Source organism: Halomonas heilongjiangensis (genome assembly GCF_002879645.1).
GTDB lineage: Bacteria > Pseudomonadota > Gammaproteobacteria > Pseudomonadales > Halomonadaceae > Halomonas > Halomonas heilongjiangensis.
The window spans coordinates 67,493-85,781 of record NZ_PNRE01000009.1 but is presented as its reverse complement, the minus strand read 5'-3'; the positions used below and the strand labels follow the sequence as shown (position 1 = coordinate 85,781).

Below are 18,289 nucleotides of genomic sequence, written 5' to 3'. Positions count from 1 at the left end.
CCCCTTCCAGAACATCAGCCTTGTCCATTAATGGACAGAGTATGACCAGGTATCGGAACCGCCATCGGCAGTGACTCCTTCGTGGAACACTCGCACAGCAGCTCGCTCCCTTCCAGAAAAACTGCTTTGTCCATTAATGGACAAAGCCTGCTGCCGTCACCAGCCCAGATGCCCACCTTCGAAGGTTGGCCCATCGAGGGCACGTTCGCTCAGCAGCCCGGTCGCGTTCGGTCACGTCCACCTTGTCCATTAATGGACAAAGCCTGCTGCCGTCACCAGCCCAGGTACCCACCTTCGGAGGTTGGCCCATCGAGGGCACGTTCGCTCAACAGCTCGTTCGCGTTCGGTCACGCTTACCTTGTCCATTAATGGACAATGCCAGCTCCCGTCATCAGCCCAGGTGTTCACTTTTGGAGGTTGGCTCATCAAGCGAGCGTCCGATCAGCAGCCCGGTTGCGTTCGGTCACATATACCTTGTCCATTAATGGACAAGGCTAGCGCAACAGGTACTCACCAAATGACGTGACCCTCTTGAGTGTAATGGTGTCTCTACTTATGCATGATGAGCGCTGAGCGGGCTAGCGGCTACTCTGATGGGTTAAGAACACTCAGACATTACCTGCGGTACCATGGAGGTGTAGCAATCCGACGACGACAGGTGCACATCGAGCGCCAATCTCAGCACGCCTCGTCCACGACCCAGCTATCCACGACGTCGTGCCCGTACTCCTCCACCCACTGTTTAATGGGAAATTTTGTCTTTCGCTTCGCCCTAACCGTCTCATTAGTGAATGGGTTGACATAGGTTTTGACCTTTTCCTCATCTCTGATCGCATCAACAACATTCGCAAACCCACGCCTTCTCATCTCTAGTATAGAGATAGCATCGTCATAACTTTTTCGATAGCGTTCGACAATAGACACCAGTCGCAATTCAAATTCAAGCTCCCTTTTTATCTCGCTGTCCTGTTCCAACTCAGCCAGCCTGCGTTGGGCTTCTAGGATCTCTAAATTGGCTTTATAGTATTGCTTTAGTCTTTCTGACATAACCACCTCTATAATTGAATGAACAAACAGGATATATTATAATAAGAAGATGAGTGAACTTCAATACACCCATGCATAAAATAGAACAAAATCAGGCTATGATCACAGCATCATTAAGCCAAAAATAGGGCGCAATTACTCGGTATGTTAGATAGGCGCCTTGCACATTTTTTAGCAAATGTTAATAACAAAGATTTGAGATAAACTAAAGGAGAAAAAATGAAGAACAATCAAAGAAATACCAGCCCTGACAAAGAGACCAATTCGATGAATATAGTCGAGCAAGCTGCTGAGGAGGAGATGGCCATTCAAAAAAAGAAGGCTAAGGAGGCCTCCCTAGAGGAGGAATCCCGTCTCATACGAGAGGCCTTGGTAGAAAAAGCTCGTAATATGGAGCATATAGGTGTCAAGGCTGAGGTGGACCCTCTTCCCAGCGCTGAGATTAGCATTGAGGACATTCAACGCAGTCATGAGCCACAGAAGGGATTCTTGGAGGACGAAAATGACTTTTTGTGGAGTGGCGACTGTATGTCGGCACTGATCACCGTCACGATTGGTGGCAATACCATGAATCTCGGGAGGATGAACTTTACTTACGGCGACCTAGGTAACGGAAAATGGGGAGCAAAAATGCTTTTAGACGAGCATGATCCCACAATGGCTCAACTGCGAGGCCTCCAGGGCTCTGGACGAACCAAGTCGGTCGACAAGTTACTAAAGAAGATCGAGCACGCCCTGAATGAGGCGGTACCTAGAGAGTTCGGCTTTGACCAAGTCGGTGCCGATCATCGCACGAAGGATGGCCGGAACTTAATGCGTCGCCTCATCGAGGGAGAGACACCCAGGCAGATCCAGGACAGCAATGGACCTTCTCTGGAGCAGGAGATCAACAAAGACGAAGAATTGAGCATGTCTCCATGAAATGATTTTGTCTGTGTAGTAGTCCTTTAGCCGGCATTTGCTCGGGGTTTTATAGGTTGCTGTTAATATAAAAAGGATATTTATTTTCGTGACTTTACGTCATTATCTGATAATATAGTAGTTAGGATATGAGAGAATAAAATTTGAGCAGAATAATCAAAGCAGAAGCTCAGAACATAACCAATATCAATAATATTGAGCTTGGCTGGGTAAGTGGCTTCGGAAATTACACAGCAAAGTTTGCCGTGGGTGAAAAAGTGGTGAATGTCGAAAACTTGATCTACCAATACGGTGTTGTCGACCAAGGAGATTCTGTTGGTGTTGAAACTCACTGGGAGTCAGATCATAAAAATAAGAACGATATCAAAATTGAAGCCGCCAAAGCGAATATCAAACTTGATGATGGGAAAGTAAGCAATATTGTTCATCAGCTTGAATCCCAGGTAAAGGAAACCATAGACAAGCGATATGGGATCAATGATATCTATATTAACCTTTCTTTATTAGAAGGCCATCTGACAGTCTCTTTCATCTTAAATGAAAGACCAAAAGGTGAAGCCCTCTATAATGAAATCGAGCGGATAGAAAAGGAAACAGAGAAAGCAGCCGATTTGATACGGATGACGAGTTGATTCCTTACTGGAATAAGCCACAAGGCGGACATTACGGGGAATACAGAATAAGACAAATCGTATATTCTTATTCGTGATTGGCGCGAAATGTTTAAAGATAGGTCAGGAACGGGGCCGCCTGGCCATCTCAACAAAAACAACAAACGCTACAATGGCACCTTCCTCTCCAAGACACAAGGACAAGAAAAGGAGAAGTTTGATGAAAATGATAATGCAGTCACCCAACCGAATACAGTACCGCATGCCACTTGAAAGCGGGATCATTGTACTGTGCAACGTCACCCTTGTGGACATAGATGAGAAACGAGGCTTCTTTGATCTCTACGTAGCCCATGAGAGCCCATCACTATTCGATGGCAACGGAAACTCTATCGTCACGGACGCAAGGCGCATGCTCCTGGCCACGTCACGCTTTGAATTCACAGAATTCAGAAATGACTATGAAGATCCCCTGCTCGCTGGCTGGTGGTGGGTTACCATCAGAGACCTTGCGGAGTTAGGGGTATTGAGCGATCCCGAAGCATGGAAAATTCGCATCATGGATCATGTCGATGAATCGATCTTTCACATGACAACATTATTTTCACCTAAAGCAAGCGTAATGTAACGAGCAATAGTGGAGGCATCCCTCTCTTCCGGCCACGGTATTTGGCCGTTCTTTTTGCGTGCAACATTCCCACTTCCGCTTTGCTGATGTACTTCTCATCCATACCTACATAACAAGGTATATCCCCCTTACCTGCCTGCTCTTACTTACGAAGGCCATTCCCGGGGGTTCATATGACAGTTTTTTGGCTAGGCGAAAGAAGCCGCAAGGAATTCCCAGATGCATGAGCAAATGATTAAAGGTATAATGTAAATATGACAAATGGCCATAAAAAATGAAAATAAGAAAAACATTAATATGGTGCATGCTTTCCCTGTTTTATTTAGTACCTGCAACTGCGTGGTCGCAAGCCTCAGGAATATATGACACCTCGGATAATTTTATATCAGGGTGGATCAGGGAAACATTGGAAGGAAGCTGCACTACCAATGATATGTTCTTCACACTGCTTTATAAGATAATTGGCGACCCTTGCTTTGAGATGGGGGGTAGTGGGAACATAAATATTCTCCAATATGTTTTAGGGTACATTAATATAATCGCGCTGATATTTGTGTTATTAATGATCATGTGGGCATCTTTTGTAGCAGCGATCGATGCGGCAGCTAACGCATCAGTAAAGAAGAATCAATCTGTCCCACTACGTCTTGCAATAGCATTTGCCTTACTTCTCCCAGTGCCACAACTCAATAATTATTCCAACTCTCAAATGATAGTTCTAAAAGTTATTGGATGGGGGGTGGGAAGTTCTGAGTTCCTTACAAAAGCTACCGTTAAAGGGATTAGTGATGGAGTTCCATTGGTTACGGAGATAAGAATACCGCCAAAAATTGTCTTGCATAATGCAGATATATTAAAGAACATGCTATGCTCAGGAGCAATGGTGGTAAGGGATCCTAGTCGTCCATTTGCCAGCTATATAAATGAGGATGGATCTAGCGGCATAATAATGGCCGGAGAAAGCTTTGAGAAAGCTAATAACGCAAGATTAATAGGTTTTGGAGTCACCGGAACAAGCAAGCAAGTCTGTGGATATATAGACTTTACGAAAGATGAGAACTATGATCCAGGTGACAGTGATTATCAAAGAGATAGTCTAGCAATGGCTTATGCTGAGACTCGATCGGCATACATACAGCAAATAGATAAACTTAGCAATCTTGCAAAGAAGTTCTATGATCAAGGTGGAGAGTATAATGTAGGTTCTGTAAACAACTTCATTACAGAAACGTTGGTGTCAAATGAGTCATCTATCAATAGCAAGTTCAACTTAGGTGTAGAAGCATACATAAGGAATATTGGTGACTTTGCTGGAGATATAGAGCAGAAAATGTACAAGGTTAGTGTTTCTTCTAACGATGCTACCAAAGCATATATGGAGAACTTTTCTGGCAATGCTGGTGTGTCAAATATAGTTCTTACATTCTTTAGAGCAAAAAGCTTGACCACTAACGCGAACATGTTAATGAATCGCACTCTTCCAACCATTTCAAATGCAGAAATGCCCTGCACTGTAAAAGAGACTAGTAATGACCATAGCATCTTCCAGTCTTTCTGGAAAACAGAAAAGGTTTGTGATTTCTATGATGGTCTTAATGATCATAGGATGATGGCTGGAAAGATTCATGCTGCTGCTATGGAAAGAGCCAAGTTTGGAGATCTTCCAAATGTTAGCGGCACAGAAAGCTTGGTTGAAGATTTAATAAGTGATCCTTCTTGCGAAGCCGGACAGTGTGATGGACAAGGAATTAAGAAAGCATTTGCATATACTTTCAACACAACAATTCTTAACGCTATCGATACTGTAAGCTTCGGAAGCAATGGAAATACAGGATTCGATTTTACAACCTTAAAAGATCCTATACAAACCACTCAAAATGTTGGCGCTACATTCTTTAGTGCTGGCCTTATACTTTTTGGTCTTATAATGGCAGGCAGTGCCTTAGCGGAAGGTATTGGCTCTAGCCTTGCCGGATTAGTCGGTGGTGCAGCAATATCTGGAGCTATAAGACCCGTCATTAGTGTTACTTGGATCGCTATGGCTTACTTATTCAGCCTATCTCCTGCAATGATTGTTGTAATACCATCATCAATTATTATAACAGTTATGTTTGCGTTAATGGCATATCTGACTAACTGTATTGCTGGTCTTGGAGCGGTTCCTATAGCAACCGCAAGAATGGTTGTCAAAGAAGGTGAAGGGGTTTTAGGGCAACGCAATGAAAGAATGCTCATGATGGCCGCAACACTATTTGTTCAACCATCAACCATTGTTCTGGGTGTCGCTGCATACTTTACAGTGCTTCCATATGCATTTGCTTTCCTTGGATTCAACATGTACCTGGTGTCTCAGATAACATCTGGAGTTTCCAATATACTTGCTACTGTTGTCATGTTCACGATGTGGTTTGCTTTGTGGCATAGAATGAATCTATGGCTCGCAAATTCCTTGGTGTTTATTGGCGACAAAATTCTTGAGATGTTAGGCACTATTCATGCTCTTGCCTCCGAGTCTGAAAAGATAAATGGCATTGTCCAAGAAATGGGAGGAGCGTCTAAGTCTTTTATTCAAAACATAGGAACAATCATGGGAAACAATGCCAACAAGAGTATGGCTAAGGGAATTCAGAGAAACGCCCAGAACAACGTCCAGGTGGGGGTATCTGACGTACAACACAATGGTTAATTACCATATCTCTATAACAACCGTCTCAGAGGTGAGGCGGTTGAGTCTATCCCAAAGTAATCAGCTTGACATTACTTGACAACATGCCATAATGGATTTATAGGACACCTATAAGGAGCAACTTATGGAAAGTATCAATAAAAAAAATGGTTTTATCAGATCACTGTTTTTCAACAAGTCTGGCCAGTTTAGAATCCTTGGCTTTCTGAGAATCCGCACTATCATCGCGACCTTGGTCACCTTCACCTGTGCTTACTCTATCCTCGTCCCCTATATGAACGAGTGGGGTTGGATCTCTTTTGGTCTAGAGAGTGTTATAACCGACTCTGGGCTTCGCTATGGAGATCTCTACTACGGCATAGCAATCATCGCATTTTTCCTGGGTTCGGGCATGCTTGGGCTTATGATTAATGATTGGGTTGCTGATATCTTCGGGCTTCACCCCGATGGCCATTAATAGATTCCATTAAGACCTTCATGCGTTTAACCTCCCCCGTGAAAGCTCACAGGAGATCCTTTAGCTCAGAAATTACCTTATCTGTGCCATGCTTATCTTTCATGAGATATAGCCTGTCGAGTACTTCTATCATTTGAAGTATTTTTTGGTGAGATTCTTCGACAGTATCCAACCCAAAATGATCAGCGACTAGCCTTAACGCCTCGATGCTTTTATAAGCCTCGCTGCTTACCGTCGATGCTTTAGGCCTTTTGCCACGAACACCCACTTCTTTTTGTTTATTGTACTTTGTAGTGTCCCGCAGTGTCTGAATGTCGGCACTATTCTCAAGAAAGTTCAAGCAGTTATCATCAATCCTCATCCCGCGTTGATGACTTCTGGTTTGAACAACACTTTGCGTTGCCACTTTGGCGTTGGGTTCACGTTCAACTTCTTTGTTTCTGCTCATCCGTTTCTCCTAATAATATATATCATGCTGTGACCATGATAACACGTAGCCGCGATATCCGGGTACCTCGTTATCACAGTATCATTGATCGCTAATGCAACCTCATCTCTCCTTGACTGTCTCATGCAGCTTTGTACCCAGGCACTGCCCACCCCTTTCCTGTTCTGACCAAATGTCCCAGCCTCTCCAGCTCCTTGAGCACTATGAGGGCACGAGCATCGGCGATGCGTAGCGCTTTACGTATAGAGGCCTTCTTAGGCTCCACGCCCTCCCGAAGTGCTTCTAGGGCTCGCTCGATCAGCTCTTCCTCGATGGCAGGTCTTTTCTTGGTATCTTGCTCAGGTCGATTAACGCTAAGAATAGCGTAATCAGATGAGTCCTGGACCCTGTGGACGTGGTTCTCACCCGACGGGGCTGCCTTCAACTGGTCGGGCTCAATACCGCTTTCCTCTACTGCCTCAACCGAGGCTTCAGTTCCCTGTTCCTCCTGAGGAATGATTGGCTCATGCGGAGTCGGTTTCAGAGAACCATTGCCTGTTAAGCAGGCAGATCCCTGAGTTCCCACGAAAGGTTCCGTTGGTTCCTCCCCACTGATACGGCTAATGCGCTGTCTGGAAGCATCAAATGGCGGTGCTGTAGTAGGAGAGGGTCTTCCACCCGCCAGGGCAAGGCAAAGCATTCCCACGACATCGATCAGTACAGAAATTGTGGTGAAGGCGATCACTTCCGTTTCTTTTAGCTCAGTGGCTTTCGACTGAGCCTGTCCGAGGCGCTGAAGGAGGTCATTTCGCTCCGCGATCAGCTCACCCCTGGCGGCTAGATACTTGGCGTTCCCGTCTAGAACTCCGACTGATTTCTCTAGGTATGTAATCTCGCGGTACCGCTCGGCGGTGGCATTTTTCTGATCGATGGCGGAATCAAGGCTTGTTATCTGCTGGTCGATACCCTCAATGGATCGCTCGATGGAACGGCTGGTGGCCTCCATGGTGGCAACTTCCCCCTTCTCGCCTATGGCCCCAATCGACAGGAACTGGTAAGTGGTGAACATAGAGATCCCAGAGAGAACCAGGCATACCAAAAGCACACCACTAGCGAACCAGCGACGACCGATCCGAATCAGCTCCAAACCAGCCATCATCAGTACTACCTTACCGAGTTCCAAGAGAGCACCGGCTAGCCATGCGCCGATATCCATAAATGGGAAAAGATCTGGCGCCTGAGTATGTAGCCAAAACGCGGTACAGAGAGTCCCAAGAATCACCAAGCCTAGGCCCGAGACGTAGAGGAAGATACGGTTAAGATTACTCATGACCAGCCTCCTTCAGAAGGTTCTTTTTTTTATTTCGGATTTTGCGTTCCTTCAAGATCTGACGTTTACGACGGTCGTAGCCCTCCGCCGCGACTATCACAAGATTAGGGTCTGGCCTTACAAGCCCAAGATCCATCTTAAACAAGGCCCTAAGCAACAGGCCAATAACAGTCATATTCTGATTTCTGGTGATTTGAACATACGCCTGCTGCTGAAAACCCCAGAGGCAAAAAACAGAAAGCAGAACAATGCTGTAATTGAATTTGGCCGTCCCTGACATGCCACCACCAATAAAATGATGGATAGCCATCATTCCCAACCCACAAATCAATGCGTAAAAGTAAATTTGGCTATTCTTTATCGAATGATACCCTGAAGCCAGTATCATTTCTTTATCTAGCTCTCCGTTCAAAAACCTATCCCATATGGTTAACTTTTTGTCTTTGAGAAAATACCTTCCCTTTGCTTCGCTCAAATCATCTACTGAGCCTTTAAAGGAATCAAGGGTAGGTCCAACCTGGCGGTTGAATAATTTTTTGTTTCTTCTAAACAGGTTTCGATATGCATTAATACCAACTATAAAACCAAGACCCCGCCTTAATACCCCCTTTTTCTCACCCTCCTTTCCGTCAGGTTCAGTCTCACCTATTATCTCAGAAAATGTTAACGCATATCGTTTTGTCCTTTCTAATCCTGACTCTTGTCTAGAATCATTCTTTCTTGTCTTATTCATATTTTCCCTCTCGCTTATCATCTATCCGTTTTATAGTTGTTTTTTCTTCTTAATCAGATAGCGAATGTTGATTAATGCTTTTCTAATGCCTCTTTGATACCCAATGCCCTGCTTAGACATGGAGTACTTGTTTGCAGCGTCAAACAGCAGCATGCCAAGCAATGCATTTCCGACCCAAAACAAAGCCTGAGAGATAAAACCTGGAAGGTGGCTTCCATAACCTGGATATAGCATTAGGTTGAATGAGAATACCCCAGATGCCCAGAACAAAATCCAGCCTTTATATCGTTTTATGTTGGAACTATGGTTCCTGACTGCTTCAGAATCGATTGCTTCCTTAAGATCTAAAATGTTGGAACTGACACCACTCAGATGCCTAAATTCCATATCGCCTTCAAAAGATTTTTTCCCTTCTTTATGAATAAACATAAGGATGTCTCTATTTGGTAGTATAATAAATCGTACGGTTTCGAGAGTCAACAATTCGTTAACTTGGTATCTCGCTTACTTGAGGACGCTGAATAGTTCAACCAATCTATACAATATGTCTGGAACCACCCCTACTTGGTCCGTTCCCGGCAGGGCAATCATCAAAAAAAACCGAGTTCCACGATCCTTCTTCCTTGCCCTAATCTAGCTTCCGGTCAGATCTCCTCTGGTACACTTGCGCGTCGCTCTTAGACCTCCACCCCCGCAACCCGCCAGAGATTCTTTTCCTTGTCGATCATCGGACTAGCTACCCATTCGCTGTGCTCTTTGTACAGCGCTCCTGTCGTCGCTGGTATCCCTCGCCAGGCACTCGCCGGCCTTTGATAACCTCAATTCGTCTATGACCTCAAAGCTTAAGACTTGGGTCTGAGGTCCTATCGGATCATGTCGCTCAAGGCTACGCCTAAGCTGGAGCGCCTCACCGCCGACAGTGTAGCGGCGGCAAATTTATTTTGATGATGCTCTGATTCTAGGGTGGCTCGGACCATTTTGGTGACCGGGACAGCGCTCCCTGTTGAGCAGCTCGGCATGGTCACTCACCGTTTCAACCCGGTTGTCGAGATAAGGCACCACGGACCTACAAGACCAAAGTTCTGACGTATGTAGATCAATCGCTTAGCTTCGCCTGGCTGGGTTGTGTTGCCCGAATTCCAGTCGGCGTCCGCCCGAGTTCGTGGTGCTCACGGCTCTGACTCAGCAGGTCGCCGCACATCTCACTTAAACTCCAGGCTTCCGCTCGTGGATCAGCAGCACGCCTGGTCGGGCTTCCGGTGGCCTGGTTGCATGCTCTCGTGCCTCGATCAGAAGTAGCCACCCTCAACGACTCCTCATCATCATTGCCATTGCACCATAGGCGGCGTAGCTCTCCTGTAGTCGCCTCAAGTGGTCCCTCCTTCCTGGCTCCCGGTAGTGCCATTATGAAGTGGTGATAGCGTCATTTTGACGTATACTGGTACTGTGAAGCACCCCGAGGCTTTGAGGGTGTATGGAGGTAGGTATGGATGTGATCGAGCATGACGATGCCGGGACCAAAGGTAACGGCGTAATGGCTGATCTAATGGCTGATCTGAGCCTTCCTGAAGATGTCTTCACCGACGAGGTGGCGTTCATCAAGCAAGTGCGCCAGGGGATCTCCGGACAGATCGTGAAGCAGGCAATCAAGGCTCTCAACGACCGCGAGCTGTTCGTGATCCTACTGGAGACCAAATCCGGAAACCTGCACCGCTTTTACAAGCGGAAAGCCCTGAGCCGGGTGCAGAGCGAGGAGGTTCTCGACACCCTACGGCTGTACTACCAAGCCTCCAAGCTGTTCGGTGATCCGCGTGTGGCGCGGCAATGGCTGCACTGCGAGATACCGGCGCTGTCCGGTTCCCGCCCTGTCGACCTGGTTGATACCTCCCAGGGCCGTGACTTGGTGCGCCAGGTTCTCGGAAAAATTGAGTTTGGCGAGTTCTCGTGATGGTTCTGTGGGCTGGAACTACGTCACTCGGCGCCTGATATCCCAGACGGCTTCTCCTTCTGAACAGGACGTGACCATGGCCGCTGGCCCAGCCTCATTCTTCCCCGTGACTCCATCGGGTTCCTTGTGTCGTCTGTCCATTAATGGACAGAGTACCTCCAGCGATCATTCACGATTCTTATAAATAAGGTCAGGAACCTAAAAACAAGAAGGAGAACCGCATGCAGCTATTTCGAATTGGACCTGACCGCTATATCAACGACCTCGCCGGAAGGGGTGGCAGCTACAAAAATGGCGCCCGCTGGAACCTGTCTGGCCAGCCGGCGCTGTACTTCGGTACCAGCGCCGCCGTGGCCATGCTAGAAATGGGGAACTACATACCCTCCCCAAAATTGGTGCCTAAGGGCTACGTGCTCGGCACTTTCGACGTGGCCAGCACTGCGATTGAAACCGTGGAACTCACAGACCTGCCCGACGACTGGGACCAGTTCCCGTACCCTAAATGCACTCAACAGCTAGGTTCCGCCTTCCTCGCCCGGAACCAGAACCTCATCCTCCTGGTACCCAGCTGCGCCGCTGCCGGCCTCGATCAGATCGCTGTCGTTAACCCGCTGCACCCCGATATCTCGACAATCACCCTAGTTGACACGAATGACCAGATCTACAACACGCGGCTGTTCAAGGGGCTGGGGAAGGGATGAGTGCAATTGATCCCGCAGTGGCCTGGAAGAACATGCCGAGGAGCTTGGGCCGGGCCTCCAGGGGCACTTGGTCCAGGGCGTGGCTATAGGCTGCCCGGAAAGCCCTCGTGACCTCCTCAAAGTTTTCGTACAGCAGGTCATCGATGATCTGCGCTTCGCCGCAGTACGGTGGGTGGAGGCAGTATACCGTGGCCGTGGTGATGCTGGCCGTGGTGATGGTGACACGGAAGTAAGTGCCGTCTGGCGTTGCTGCATCGAGGCGGGTGACCGTAATGTCCATGTATGCCCTTTTTATGGTTGGTGGCGTACAGGATATCATATGAACCGAACTCGATATCGGGAAACTCTAGCATGAGCAGCCTGGATTTAGCTGTTGGTCATTTGAACACTCCCGTGGGGGAATTAGTGACTGTCGGGGAGTTCGCTTCAGCATTGCGAGCTGGATCATAGGAAATAGATGCTGTGTCACCTCGGTCAGCTGCGATAATCGCTTACGCGTTTATCGAGATAAGCCCTAATTTGATGATGCGGTGCATGATCGAGGCAGGGGCCGATATTTTCTCTGTAAACAACCTGTACAAAGAAACGCTCAAGGACTATGTCCCGAGATCTCTCGAATGGGAGAAAGCCGTGGAGCACTTGGGGTGAGTGCGGGTGGAATTCGAAAACCCTGATTGGGAGCTAGGCGCGTAGTCGGTGGAGATCTAAGATGACTGCGCCTGGCTGAGTGGACAGCACCAGTTGATGGCTGAGTGTGTACGGGCGGAACTAGGACTAGGCGTGTGGGGCGGTGGAACCCTTGTCTGCAAAGCTCGATTCCATGCGCACGTGGTGGTGGAGCTGCTCGGTTTTTTGATGAATTTCCTGCCGGGAGGTGGCTAAGGGGGTAGAGGACTCTGAGGTATATTGTTGATTATTAAAGTATTTTATACGATATCACGTTAACGTGTTATCACGTTAACATTTTCTTGACTCCCAGTTCTGCACGAATTATAATATAACTCAAATAGAGTCCTTAATATGGTTGCACAAAAAGAAGGGAGAAAATTCTGTGAAGGGGATGAATATTATTGATTCGCTTTCTAATGAATCACTTTACGCACTGATATGCGATAGTGCAGGTGAATTGCAAGAAACCCTTATATCGCTTGCTGTACTTTCTGATGTCAGTACACGTTTGATGGAAGATGCTCTCTCGCTTATTGATAAAACTTCTAGTGATGCTGGGGCCGAATGGCATGGTCGTGCAGAGGCAATTCTAGAGAACGCAGAGCGCGTTTTTTCCAGAAAGGCTCGCATTTCTGCCCCTCCTTTACGTGATAATGTTGTGTCTTTGCCTACTCGACCCCGTTGCCCAAGTCCTCTGAGGTGTGATGCTGCCGAAGCTCCGACGGCAAGAGTTAGTAAGGTTGTCTACTTTGAACTCCCTTCAATGGGTGACTAGGCTGGAAGATCAATACCGTTCTAGTCTTTGTTTTGTTCGACCCGGAAAGGCTTATTGAATGTCCATTAATGGACAGGACCCATCCGCTTGAGCAAATGGGCTCTCTTGATTTAGCCTAAAATTGTAGCCCTCCCCTTTAAAAACACAATCGCTGACCAGTGATGATAGTATATATCGCTGGATAGAAGCATGCATCTGAGGAGTAAGTGTCGAATTCCGGTGATTGACTACTCGTTAATAATATAGCTCTTGGTGGTATGCTTATCAGACTTCCATAACCTTAAAAGATGATTTGTGCAATCCACCTGGTCACACAGAGCAATACACTTACATAGACTTACCAGCCACATTTATTTTTAAAATAATAATGCAAAGAAGTAACGACTCTCCCTTGATAAACTTACTAGACGTTGAACATTTATGCAACCAAGATAAATTTCATCCCTTTTTTAAACGGTACATTATGCAAATATGTGGATGCATAAAACTAAACGAGCATACATCATGGCCCACAAGAACTACCGTAGAAATCCAAAATAGGAGCAGTGTACACAGTGATATTTGAATACTACAGGAATGAGCTATAGGAGATGTTCCATATCATGAACAATGCAATCTTGTTGCAGCGAGCCATGAGCGTTCTAGATTTGTGTACTCAGGATTTGGCCCTTAGGCTAAACTCAGATTACATAGATAGTATAACTTCGCAAGACACTGTCCGTCGGTGGGTGAATGGGGCTAGCTCTGTCGAGCCCGCAGCCTTGGCCTGGCTAGCAGAGCTGTTGAGATTTCAAGCGCTAGCATCAACCAAATCAATTATAACCTGGCCATCAAAACAATCCATCACCATTTGTGTTGCAAACATGAAAGGGGGGACTGGGAAAACAACTGTTGCCATAAACCTGGCAGTTGTATCCCAGATAGATTTTGGAATTTATACGACCCATTACAGTAGTGAAGAGTGCGCAGAATATCATGCCATTAGAGACAGTCTAAGCAGAGTCGGTGTAAAAAGTTTGCCACTGAGTCAATGGGGCATGGAAAACCTGTCGAATGCGAGACAAATAAATATTGTGGACATCCCCTTAGAGCAGACTCACAGTGCTCTAATAGAATCTCGTACAAAAGAGAACTGCAAGTTAAGACCAGACATTCTATTGATTCCAGGGGATTATGGACGGCGCTACCACGCAGCAGGAGCGAGACGAACGCTGGGGCTGGACGGGATTGAATCCATTATTCGCTTACTCCACATTCCTGAGCTAATGAACACCGACTTTGCTAATACATGTCTTGAGGCGGGGATAGATGTTACTAGTGAATTGTTCTTGCCATTTTTCATCCCGTGCAGCCCGTTAGGCGGATCGCATATCCCCATCGATAGATCCGCAATATGGCGAAACCCTGAGCAGAAATTTCATTATGAAAAACTACTAGAATATATAATAAACCTTCTTGGCGGATCAATCATGCAACCTGATGAAGCAGCTGAATCTATAAGAGACATGGACATGAAACAACTTTTAGATCATATGGAATAATATTGAGAGGCCAACCTCCTCTACTGATGGGCAGTGAGACTAGAGTCCCTTACAAGATGCTTTATAGTAATTGAGACGATGACAGGAGAAAGCCAGTGATACTAACCCAAGAAGACAGAAAAAAAGAAGAAGATGCCCTCCGCGAGCGTTATCGGGACAAGTACCCCGCTGAGGATCTGGAGCAATTCATTCAGCAGCTTTGCCAGGTTCGCGTCATCCGAGCCAGAGAAACATGGGAAGTTGAGAGTGAGAGCGACAAAAAGGCTTCAGTTGTGCGCGCATGGGAGATCGTCAACGTAATCGACGCCGATACCCCGATGAAATTTTTGTTTAGCGACGAAGTGGTTTCGGATTATAAGTGCCGATTTGCACGCGGCGACTATGTATTTACTAGTCTCATCATTCATTTCGATGAAGAAACAGGCTTGGTCCAGACGGGAAACTCACTTTACTGCCTGTCTGGCGATGGGGAGGAAGTCAATGCCACGCTGAGAGAAGCATATAACATGCGCACGCTGGGACAATCCTTACATATGCTGCGCGCTGTTGAGAGGGATTTGGGCCCGAATTCCGCAATTACCGGGCCTGATAAAGATGACTGAGAACCCCGTTCACCCTGCTTCTCAACCATGAAAGCCAAAGACTTCGCCTGGACGCCGCTCAGGAGCTGCGCAATGCCCCTTGGCGCCGCCTCGGCTATACTTGGATCCACCTGGTGGCGCTCCTGGCGTGCTATGAAGGATATCCCGCGTAGAGGCGAGAACAGTCATGAAAAACAGAGCTGAGGACATCGAAAAGCGGGAGCGTGACCAGGAACGCTGGCAGCAGACCCTAGACGCCATTGAGTCGGCTACCCAGGGGGAAGTTGTTGACGCCAGTGAGGTCCATGATTGGCTGAAAAGCTGGGGTACAGACAAAGAAAAGGATGCGCCACGGTCACCAAGATTCAGGCAGCGCTTAATATAATAATGCCTCCTGCTTCTATACTGTATTTCTTACTAAACATGGCATAATAAGTATTGCCTATCTCTTGCCATCTGTCTAGTTTATATGCATACCCAAGGAGGAGTGAGATGGTGCTAGACCAAAGCGAAAGGCAAAGGCAGGCCGCTCACCTGAGAGAGCAATACCGTGACAAGATACCATCGGGAGAGCTGAATGCGTTCGTCAATAAGCTGTGCGCTTGCCGTACCATAAAGCCGCAGCCTTACTGGGCTATCAACGAAGCTGATATCGGAATGCGGGCAGCGATTGTCGAGAAATGGGAGATCGTCAATGTCATTAATATCGATGAGCCGGTCAGCTTCCTGTTTTCCGACATGCTTATATCGGATTACAAGCACCGTGGCAAGCGCGGGGACTACGTTTTCACAAGCCCAATTGAAAACTTTGACATCGAGCGAGGCTTGGTTCAGACAAGAAACTCACTTTACTGCCTTAGCGGCGAGGGTGAGGAGTTGAACGCGACGCTGCTAGAGATCTGTAAAATGAGCGCGATAAAGCAGCCGTTGCATTTCGTGCGCGCCATCGAGCGAGATATTGGTAGGATTATGGGTAGCGAGGAGTAGCGTTCATGCATAGCCGCCCTGCTCGATGTGATCCAAGATGAAGAAGATGATACGTATTGATGACTATATGTCCTTACGGCTTATTATGTGGAGCTTTCCAAGTCTCGAAGTGATATCGCGAAGAGAAGCTTACGAGCACCTGGCCTCAAAATGGGAGTACGTCCATCTTCGCTCGCTGGAAGATCATGAAATCGAGTTGATCAATGGCTTAATCGATGAGTTTGGTCCACTTGTGCCACAATACCGCACGTTCCAAACATACAGCGCTGATCGACCCTACACGTCAGGCCGCCCTATCGAGCGCGTGTCGCGACCTCGGACACCCAGAACGGCCCACGTGGCTGACTACCCGCAGCTCCACAAAAGCGCCCTTCGCCATGGTGTCAGCGACCAGGAAATGACGTGCAATGAGGCGTTCCTGTGGTACACAGAGCATTGGTACGACATCGATCTCGACTCAATGGGCGATCACGAAAAGCACTTTCTGAACGAGCTGATTTTCGAGTTCGGCCCTATCCTGCCATCTGTTGACCCCGAAGATGAGGATGTGGTCGGAGAGCCCATCATCAGCGTGTAGACCGCTAGCCATCAGCTGGATCGAACGGTCGATGAAATGACTTTACGCTTCCACGCAGCCGCTCTAGGGGTGTCTTGCCCTGGCCCGCGCCGCCTGGCAGCAAGTGCGTCACGATATAGACACCATCGGTCACATACACGTCATTCGCTGACACCTGGACCGGATCAGCGCCCACGAGGCCCGTCTCGCTGATCATCACGTCCAGCTCCAGTGCGTGCCCTGCCCCGCGTCGCGGTGCTCCGTACTGCGCTGTTGGGTAGGTCTCAGAAACCCGTTTTTTGAATTTCTCAATGGCTACCACCTCGGCTTCACTCAGCTGAATCATCGCACCCTCCTCTCTGATCTCGTCACTTCTTTCTTGTGATCCAATACGCAGCAAAAGCGACCGCTGCGGCGATAACGAGAAGCGGCGAGGCCACCAAAATCATTTCCATGTACTCATTCATAAGCGCCCCATCCTTACGTCTGTCCCTTAATCCGGGCGCGGCGTGTGGCAAAATGGGCTTCCACTTCTGCATGGGAGAGGCTTTTCCCAGTGCGCTTAGAGCGTCGAGCGACATCCACTTTGTCACGCAGGTAAGCTTCGTATTCTCTCGTCATCACTGCGACCTCCTACTATAGTGATAATACCGAAGTATATACCACCTAGTTAAGATGATCGAGACTCTATAAATCCATGATGATTAGGATAAAACGAGAGGCCGACGACCTGGAGATACATGCTGGCGGACAGCGCCTGGTGATCCCTGAGCACTACCAACGCCCTCGCCTCTTAACTCTGGATCCCATGCGTAGCCGCTTCTCCAAGCGTCGCAGTACCCTATTTCACCTACAACACCAGCTCCACATGATGACCGGCTGGCTGGGTATGGCTATGCATGCGGAGCGTGTTCTGCATGAAGCCAAGGGCATGAAGGATGGCGACACGAGCGAAATTAAGGTTTAGGCGTCATCACGTGAAATCATCTGGCTTGGTTTTGATGTCTACCTGTAGCGGTTTAAACTCGAAGTCCGAGGTATCCGGCATAGCGAGGGAGTTCGCAATATTCCGACGCTGCTTTGTAACCGGGTGCAGGGTAATGACATCGCCTTCTCGATGGATCTCCAGCTCATCGATGTCTTTATACGACATATCGTCAGGCAGGGGCACTACCTGCCCCCTTGGTGTATTGATGAGAGTTACAGTTCGCATGATATATCCTCTTGGATTAATCTTGCTCATGAAGCGGAAGAGAGACATGCTTTCCATTAGCATCTACAGCCACTAGGCGCGCAGGATTATCAGGATCAACCCCGTAGCGGACAGCGCTTTTTGTTACAATATTTGGAAGAGAACCTGACTTGCGATCCGCTTCGAGAGACGCCAAGATGTCATCGACATCAAAATTTTCAGTGGGATATTCGGGCTTCATTACCGATCTCCAGAGCAGCACCTGCTTACAAGCATAGCAAACCAGCCAAGCTAAAGCCCTAACTGATGCGAGAGGCCGCCATGGAAATCACTGCGAGCATCGATGATGAGCTGTATAGGCAGGCCCTGGAGATGTCTGAGTCGGGACTGGACAATGCCTCAGACCTCTTCCATGAGGTATTGAAGACGTATGTGAGGATCCAGGTGGGGCGACGGCGTGGTGCCTCAGGCGGTGACGCACCAGACATGCAGGATATCC

Annotated in this window: 22 protein-coding genes; 12 read left to right on the top strand and 10 right to left on the bottom strand. The window is 47.7% G+C overall.

The annotated features are described in order from the left end of the window. Window positions 1-678: 678 nt before the first annotated feature. Window positions 679-1,047: a histone-like nucleoid-structuring protein, MvaT/MvaU family gene (locus tag C1H66_RS01550; RefSeq protein WP_102626165.1), complete on the bottom strand. Its 369-nt coding sequence runs from the start codon at window positions 1,045-1,047 to the stop codon at window positions 679-681. Between the two features lie 219 nt (window positions 1,048-1,266). Here C1H66_RS01550 and C1H66_RS01545 point away from each other — a divergent pair, with 219 nt between their 5' ends. From C1H66_RS01545 to C1H66_RS01530, 5 genes are all read left to right on the top strand, one after another. Further along, entirely contained in the window at window positions 1,267-1,968 is a 702-nt protein-coding gene (locus C1H66_RS01545) for a hypothetical protein (protein ID WP_102626164.1), read from the top strand. 143 nt (window positions 1,969-2,111) lie between these two features. Beyond that, window positions 2,112-2,600 carry a hypothetical protein gene (locus C1H66_RS22530; protein WP_146010673.1) on the top strand — a complete coding sequence of 163 codons (489 nt, stop codon included), beginning with the start codon at window positions 2,112-2,114 and terminating at the stop codon, window positions 2,598-2,600. Window positions 2,601-2,799: 199 nt separating this feature from the next. Then, window positions 2,800-3,207 carry a hypothetical protein gene (locus C1H66_RS01540; RefSeq protein WP_102626163.1) on the top strand — a complete coding sequence of 136 codons (408 nt, stop codon included), beginning with the start codon at window positions 2,800-2,802 and terminating at the stop codon, window positions 3,205-3,207. Between the two features lie 274 nt (window positions 3,208-3,481). Further along, window positions 3,482-5,893 carry a DotA/TraY family protein gene (locus C1H66_RS01535; RefSeq protein ID WP_102626167.1) on the top strand — a complete coding sequence of 804 codons (2,412 nt, stop codon included), beginning with the start codon at window positions 3,482-3,484 and terminating at the stop codon, window positions 5,891-5,893. A gap of 124 nt (window positions 5,894-6,017) precedes the next feature. Then, window positions 6,018-6,350: a hypothetical protein gene (locus C1H66_RS01530; RefSeq protein WP_102626162.1), complete on the top strand. Its 333-nt coding sequence runs from the start codon at window positions 6,018-6,020 to the stop codon at window positions 6,348-6,350. A gap of 46 nt (window positions 6,351-6,396) precedes the next feature. Here the strand turns inward: C1H66_RS01530 and C1H66_RS22525 are convergent, their stop codons facing one another. The 4 genes from C1H66_RS22525 to C1H66_RS22515 form a co-directional block, all read right to left on the bottom strand. After that, window positions 6,397-6,798 (bottom strand): hypothetical protein, encoded by a 402-nt coding sequence (locus tag C1H66_RS22525; RefSeq protein WP_146010672.1) that lies wholly within the window; start codon window positions 6,796-6,798, stop codon window positions 6,397-6,399. Window positions 6,799-6,919: 121 nt separating this feature from the next. Next, entirely contained in the window at window positions 6,920-8,107 is a 1,188-nt protein-coding gene (locus tag C1H66_RS01525) for a hypothetical protein (RefSeq protein WP_102626161.1), read from the bottom strand. After that, on the bottom strand, window positions 8,100-8,840 hold the full coding sequence (locus C1H66_RS22520; RefSeq protein ID WP_146010671.1) for a hypothetical protein: 741 nt from the start codon (window positions 8,838-8,840) through the stop codon (window positions 8,100-8,102). The genes C1H66_RS01525 and C1H66_RS22520 overlap by 8 nt, the downstream gene beginning before the upstream one ends. Window positions 8,841-8,870: 30 nt before the next feature. Next, window positions 8,871-9,269 (bottom strand): hypothetical protein, encoded by a 399-nt coding sequence (locus C1H66_RS22515; protein WP_146010670.1) that lies wholly within the window; start codon window positions 9,267-9,269, stop codon window positions 8,871-8,873. A gap of 1,057 nt (window positions 9,270-10,326) precedes the next feature. Between C1H66_RS22515 and C1H66_RS01520 the strand changes: the two genes are divergently transcribed. Both C1H66_RS01520 and C1H66_RS01515 read left to right on the top strand, forming a co-directional pair. After that, on the top strand, window positions 10,327-10,788 hold the full coding sequence (locus C1H66_RS01520) for an antitoxin Xre/MbcA/ParS toxin-binding domain-containing protein (protein WP_205738617.1): 462 nt from the start codon (window positions 10,327-10,329) through the stop codon (window positions 10,786-10,788). A 221-nt stretch (window positions 10,789-11,009) separates the two neighbouring features. Continuing rightward, on the top strand, window positions 11,010-11,489 hold the full coding sequence (locus C1H66_RS01515; RefSeq protein ID WP_102626160.1) for an RES family NAD+ phosphorylase: 480 nt from the start codon (window positions 11,010-11,012) through the stop codon (window positions 11,487-11,489). Here C1H66_RS01515 and C1H66_RS01510 read toward each other — a convergent pair. Continuing rightward, window positions 11,467-11,769: a hypothetical protein gene (locus C1H66_RS01510; RefSeq protein WP_102626159.1), complete on the bottom strand. Its 303-nt coding sequence runs from the start codon at window positions 11,767-11,769 to the stop codon at window positions 11,467-11,469. The two genes, C1H66_RS01515 and C1H66_RS01510, sit on opposite strands and share 23 nt — an antisense overlap. Window positions 11,770-12,540: 771 nt before the next feature. Here C1H66_RS01510 and C1H66_RS22510 point away from each other — a divergent pair. The 5 genes from C1H66_RS22510 to C1H66_RS01485 all read left to right on the top strand — a co-directional run bounded on the left by C1H66_RS22510 (window position 12,541) and on the right by C1H66_RS01485 (window position 16,619). Then, window positions 12,541-12,933, top strand: a complete 393-nt coding sequence (locus tag C1H66_RS22510; RefSeq protein WP_146010669.1) for a hypothetical protein — start codon at window positions 12,541-12,543, stop codon at window positions 12,931-12,933. Between the two features lie 602 nt (window positions 12,934-13,535). Then, window positions 13,536-14,474: a P-loop NTPase family protein gene (locus C1H66_RS22505; protein WP_146010668.1), complete on the top strand. Its 939-nt coding sequence runs from the start codon at window positions 13,536-13,538 to the stop codon at window positions 14,472-14,474. Window positions 14,475-14,569: 95 nt separating this feature from the next. After that, the gene (locus C1H66_RS01500; RefSeq protein WP_102626158.1) at window positions 14,570-15,076 is read left to right on the top strand and encodes a DUF6957 family protein; all 507 of its coding nucleotides are present in this window, start codon (window positions 14,570-14,572) and stop codon (window positions 15,074-15,076) included. Between the two features lie 471 nt (window positions 15,077-15,547). After that, on the top strand, window positions 15,548-16,042 hold the full coding sequence (locus C1H66_RS01490; protein WP_102626156.1) for a DUF6957 family protein: 495 nt from the start codon (window positions 15,548-15,550) through the stop codon (window positions 16,040-16,042). Between the two features lie 37 nt (window positions 16,043-16,079). Beyond that, window positions 16,080-16,619: a hypothetical protein gene (locus C1H66_RS01485; RefSeq protein ID WP_102626155.1), complete on the top strand. Its 540-nt coding sequence runs from the start codon at window positions 16,080-16,082 to the stop codon at window positions 16,617-16,619. Between the two features lie 4 nt (window positions 16,620-16,623). On the opposite strand, the gene C1H66_RS01480 is transcribed toward C1H66_RS01485, so the two are convergent. The 4 genes from C1H66_RS01480 to C1H66_RS22500 form a co-directional block, all read right to left on the bottom strand. Continuing rightward, on the bottom strand, window positions 16,624-16,944 hold the full coding sequence (locus C1H66_RS01480; RefSeq protein ID WP_102626154.1) for a hypothetical protein: 321 nt from the start codon (window positions 16,942-16,944) through the stop codon (window positions 16,624-16,626). Window positions 16,945-16,966: 22 nt separating this feature from the next. After that, entirely contained in the window at window positions 16,967-17,137 is a 171-nt protein-coding gene (locus C1H66_RS22770; protein ID WP_170064068.1) for a hypothetical protein, read from the bottom strand. Window positions 17,138-17,571: 434 nt separating this feature from the next. Continuing rightward, entirely contained in the window at window positions 17,572-17,811 is a 240-nt protein-coding gene (locus C1H66_RS01470; RefSeq protein ID WP_102626152.1) for an AbrB/MazE/SpoVT family DNA-binding domain-containing protein, read from the bottom strand. A 16-nt stretch (window positions 17,812-17,827) separates the two neighbouring features. Next, window positions 17,828-18,031 (bottom strand): hypothetical protein, encoded by a 204-nt coding sequence (locus tag C1H66_RS22500; RefSeq protein ID WP_146010667.1) that lies wholly within the window; start codon window positions 18,029-18,031, stop codon window positions 17,828-17,830. Window positions 18,032-18,289: the final 258 nt, after the last annotated feature.

Coding starts and splice junctions, on each gene's coding strand:
- C1H66_RS01490 (WP_102626156.1), top strand. CDS start 15,548: ATGGTGCTAGACCAAAGCGAAAGGCAAAGGCAGGCCGCTCACCTGAGA.
- C1H66_RS01540 (WP_102626163.1), top strand. CDS start 2,800: ATGAAAATGATAATGCAGTCACCCAACCGAATACAGTACCGCATGCCA.
- C1H66_RS01525 (WP_102626161.1), bottom strand. CDS start 8,107: ATGAGTAATCTTAACCGTATCTTCCTCTACGTCTCGGGCCTAGGCTTG.
- C1H66_RS01470 (WP_102626152.1), bottom strand. CDS start 17,811: ATGCGAACTGTAACTCTCATCAATACACCAAGGGGGCAGGTAGTGCCC.
- C1H66_RS22520 (WP_146010671.1), bottom strand. CDS start 8,840: ATGAATAAGACAAGAAAGAATGATTCTAGACAAGAGTCAGGATTAGAA.
- C1H66_RS01530 (WP_102626162.1), top strand. CDS start 6,018: ATGGAAAGTATCAATAAAAAAAATGGTTTTATCAGATCACTGTTTTTC.
- C1H66_RS01515 (WP_102626160.1), top strand. CDS start 11,010: ATGCAGCTATTTCGAATTGGACCTGACCGCTATATCAACGACCTCGCC.
- C1H66_RS01485 (WP_102626155.1), top strand. CDS start 16,080: ATGAAGAAGATGATACGTATTGATGACTATATGTCCTTACGGCTTATT.
- C1H66_RS22505 (WP_146010668.1), top strand. CDS start 13,536: ATGAACAATGCAATCTTGTTGCAGCGAGCCATGAGCGTTCTAGATTTG.
- C1H66_RS01520 (WP_205738617.1), top strand. CDS start 10,327: ATGGATGTGATCGAGCATGACGATGCCGGGACCAAAGGTAACGGCGTA.
- C1H66_RS01510 (WP_102626159.1), bottom strand. CDS start 11,769: ATGGACATTACGGTCACCCGCCTCGATGCAGCAACGCCAGACGGCACT.
- C1H66_RS01545 (WP_102626164.1), top strand. CDS start 1,267: ATGAAGAACAATCAAAGAAATACCAGCCCTGACAAAGAGACCAATTCG.
- C1H66_RS22500 (WP_146010667.1), bottom strand. CDS start 18,031: ATGAAGCCCGAATATCCCACTGAAAATTTTGATGTCGATGACATCTTG.
- C1H66_RS22515 (WP_146010670.1), bottom strand. CDS start 9,269: ATGTTTATTCATAAAGAAGGGAAAAAATCTTTTGAAGGCGATATGGAA.
- C1H66_RS01535 (WP_102626167.1), top strand. CDS start 3,482: ATGAAAATAAGAAAAACATTAATATGGTGCATGCTTTCCCTGTTTTAT.
- C1H66_RS01480 (WP_102626154.1), bottom strand. CDS start 16,944: ATGATTCAGCTGAGTGAAGCCGAGGTGGTAGCCATTGAGAAATTCAAA.
- C1H66_RS22770 (WP_170064068.1), bottom strand. CDS start 17,137: ATGCAGAAGTGGAAGCCCATTTTGCCACACGCCGCGCCCGGATTAAGG.
- C1H66_RS22525 (WP_146010672.1), bottom strand. CDS start 6,798: ATGAGCAGAAACAAAGAAGTTGAACGTGAACCCAACGCCAAAGTGGCA.
- C1H66_RS01550 (WP_102626165.1), bottom strand. CDS start 1,047: ATGTCAGAAAGACTAAAGCAATACTATAAAGCCAATTTAGAGATCCTA.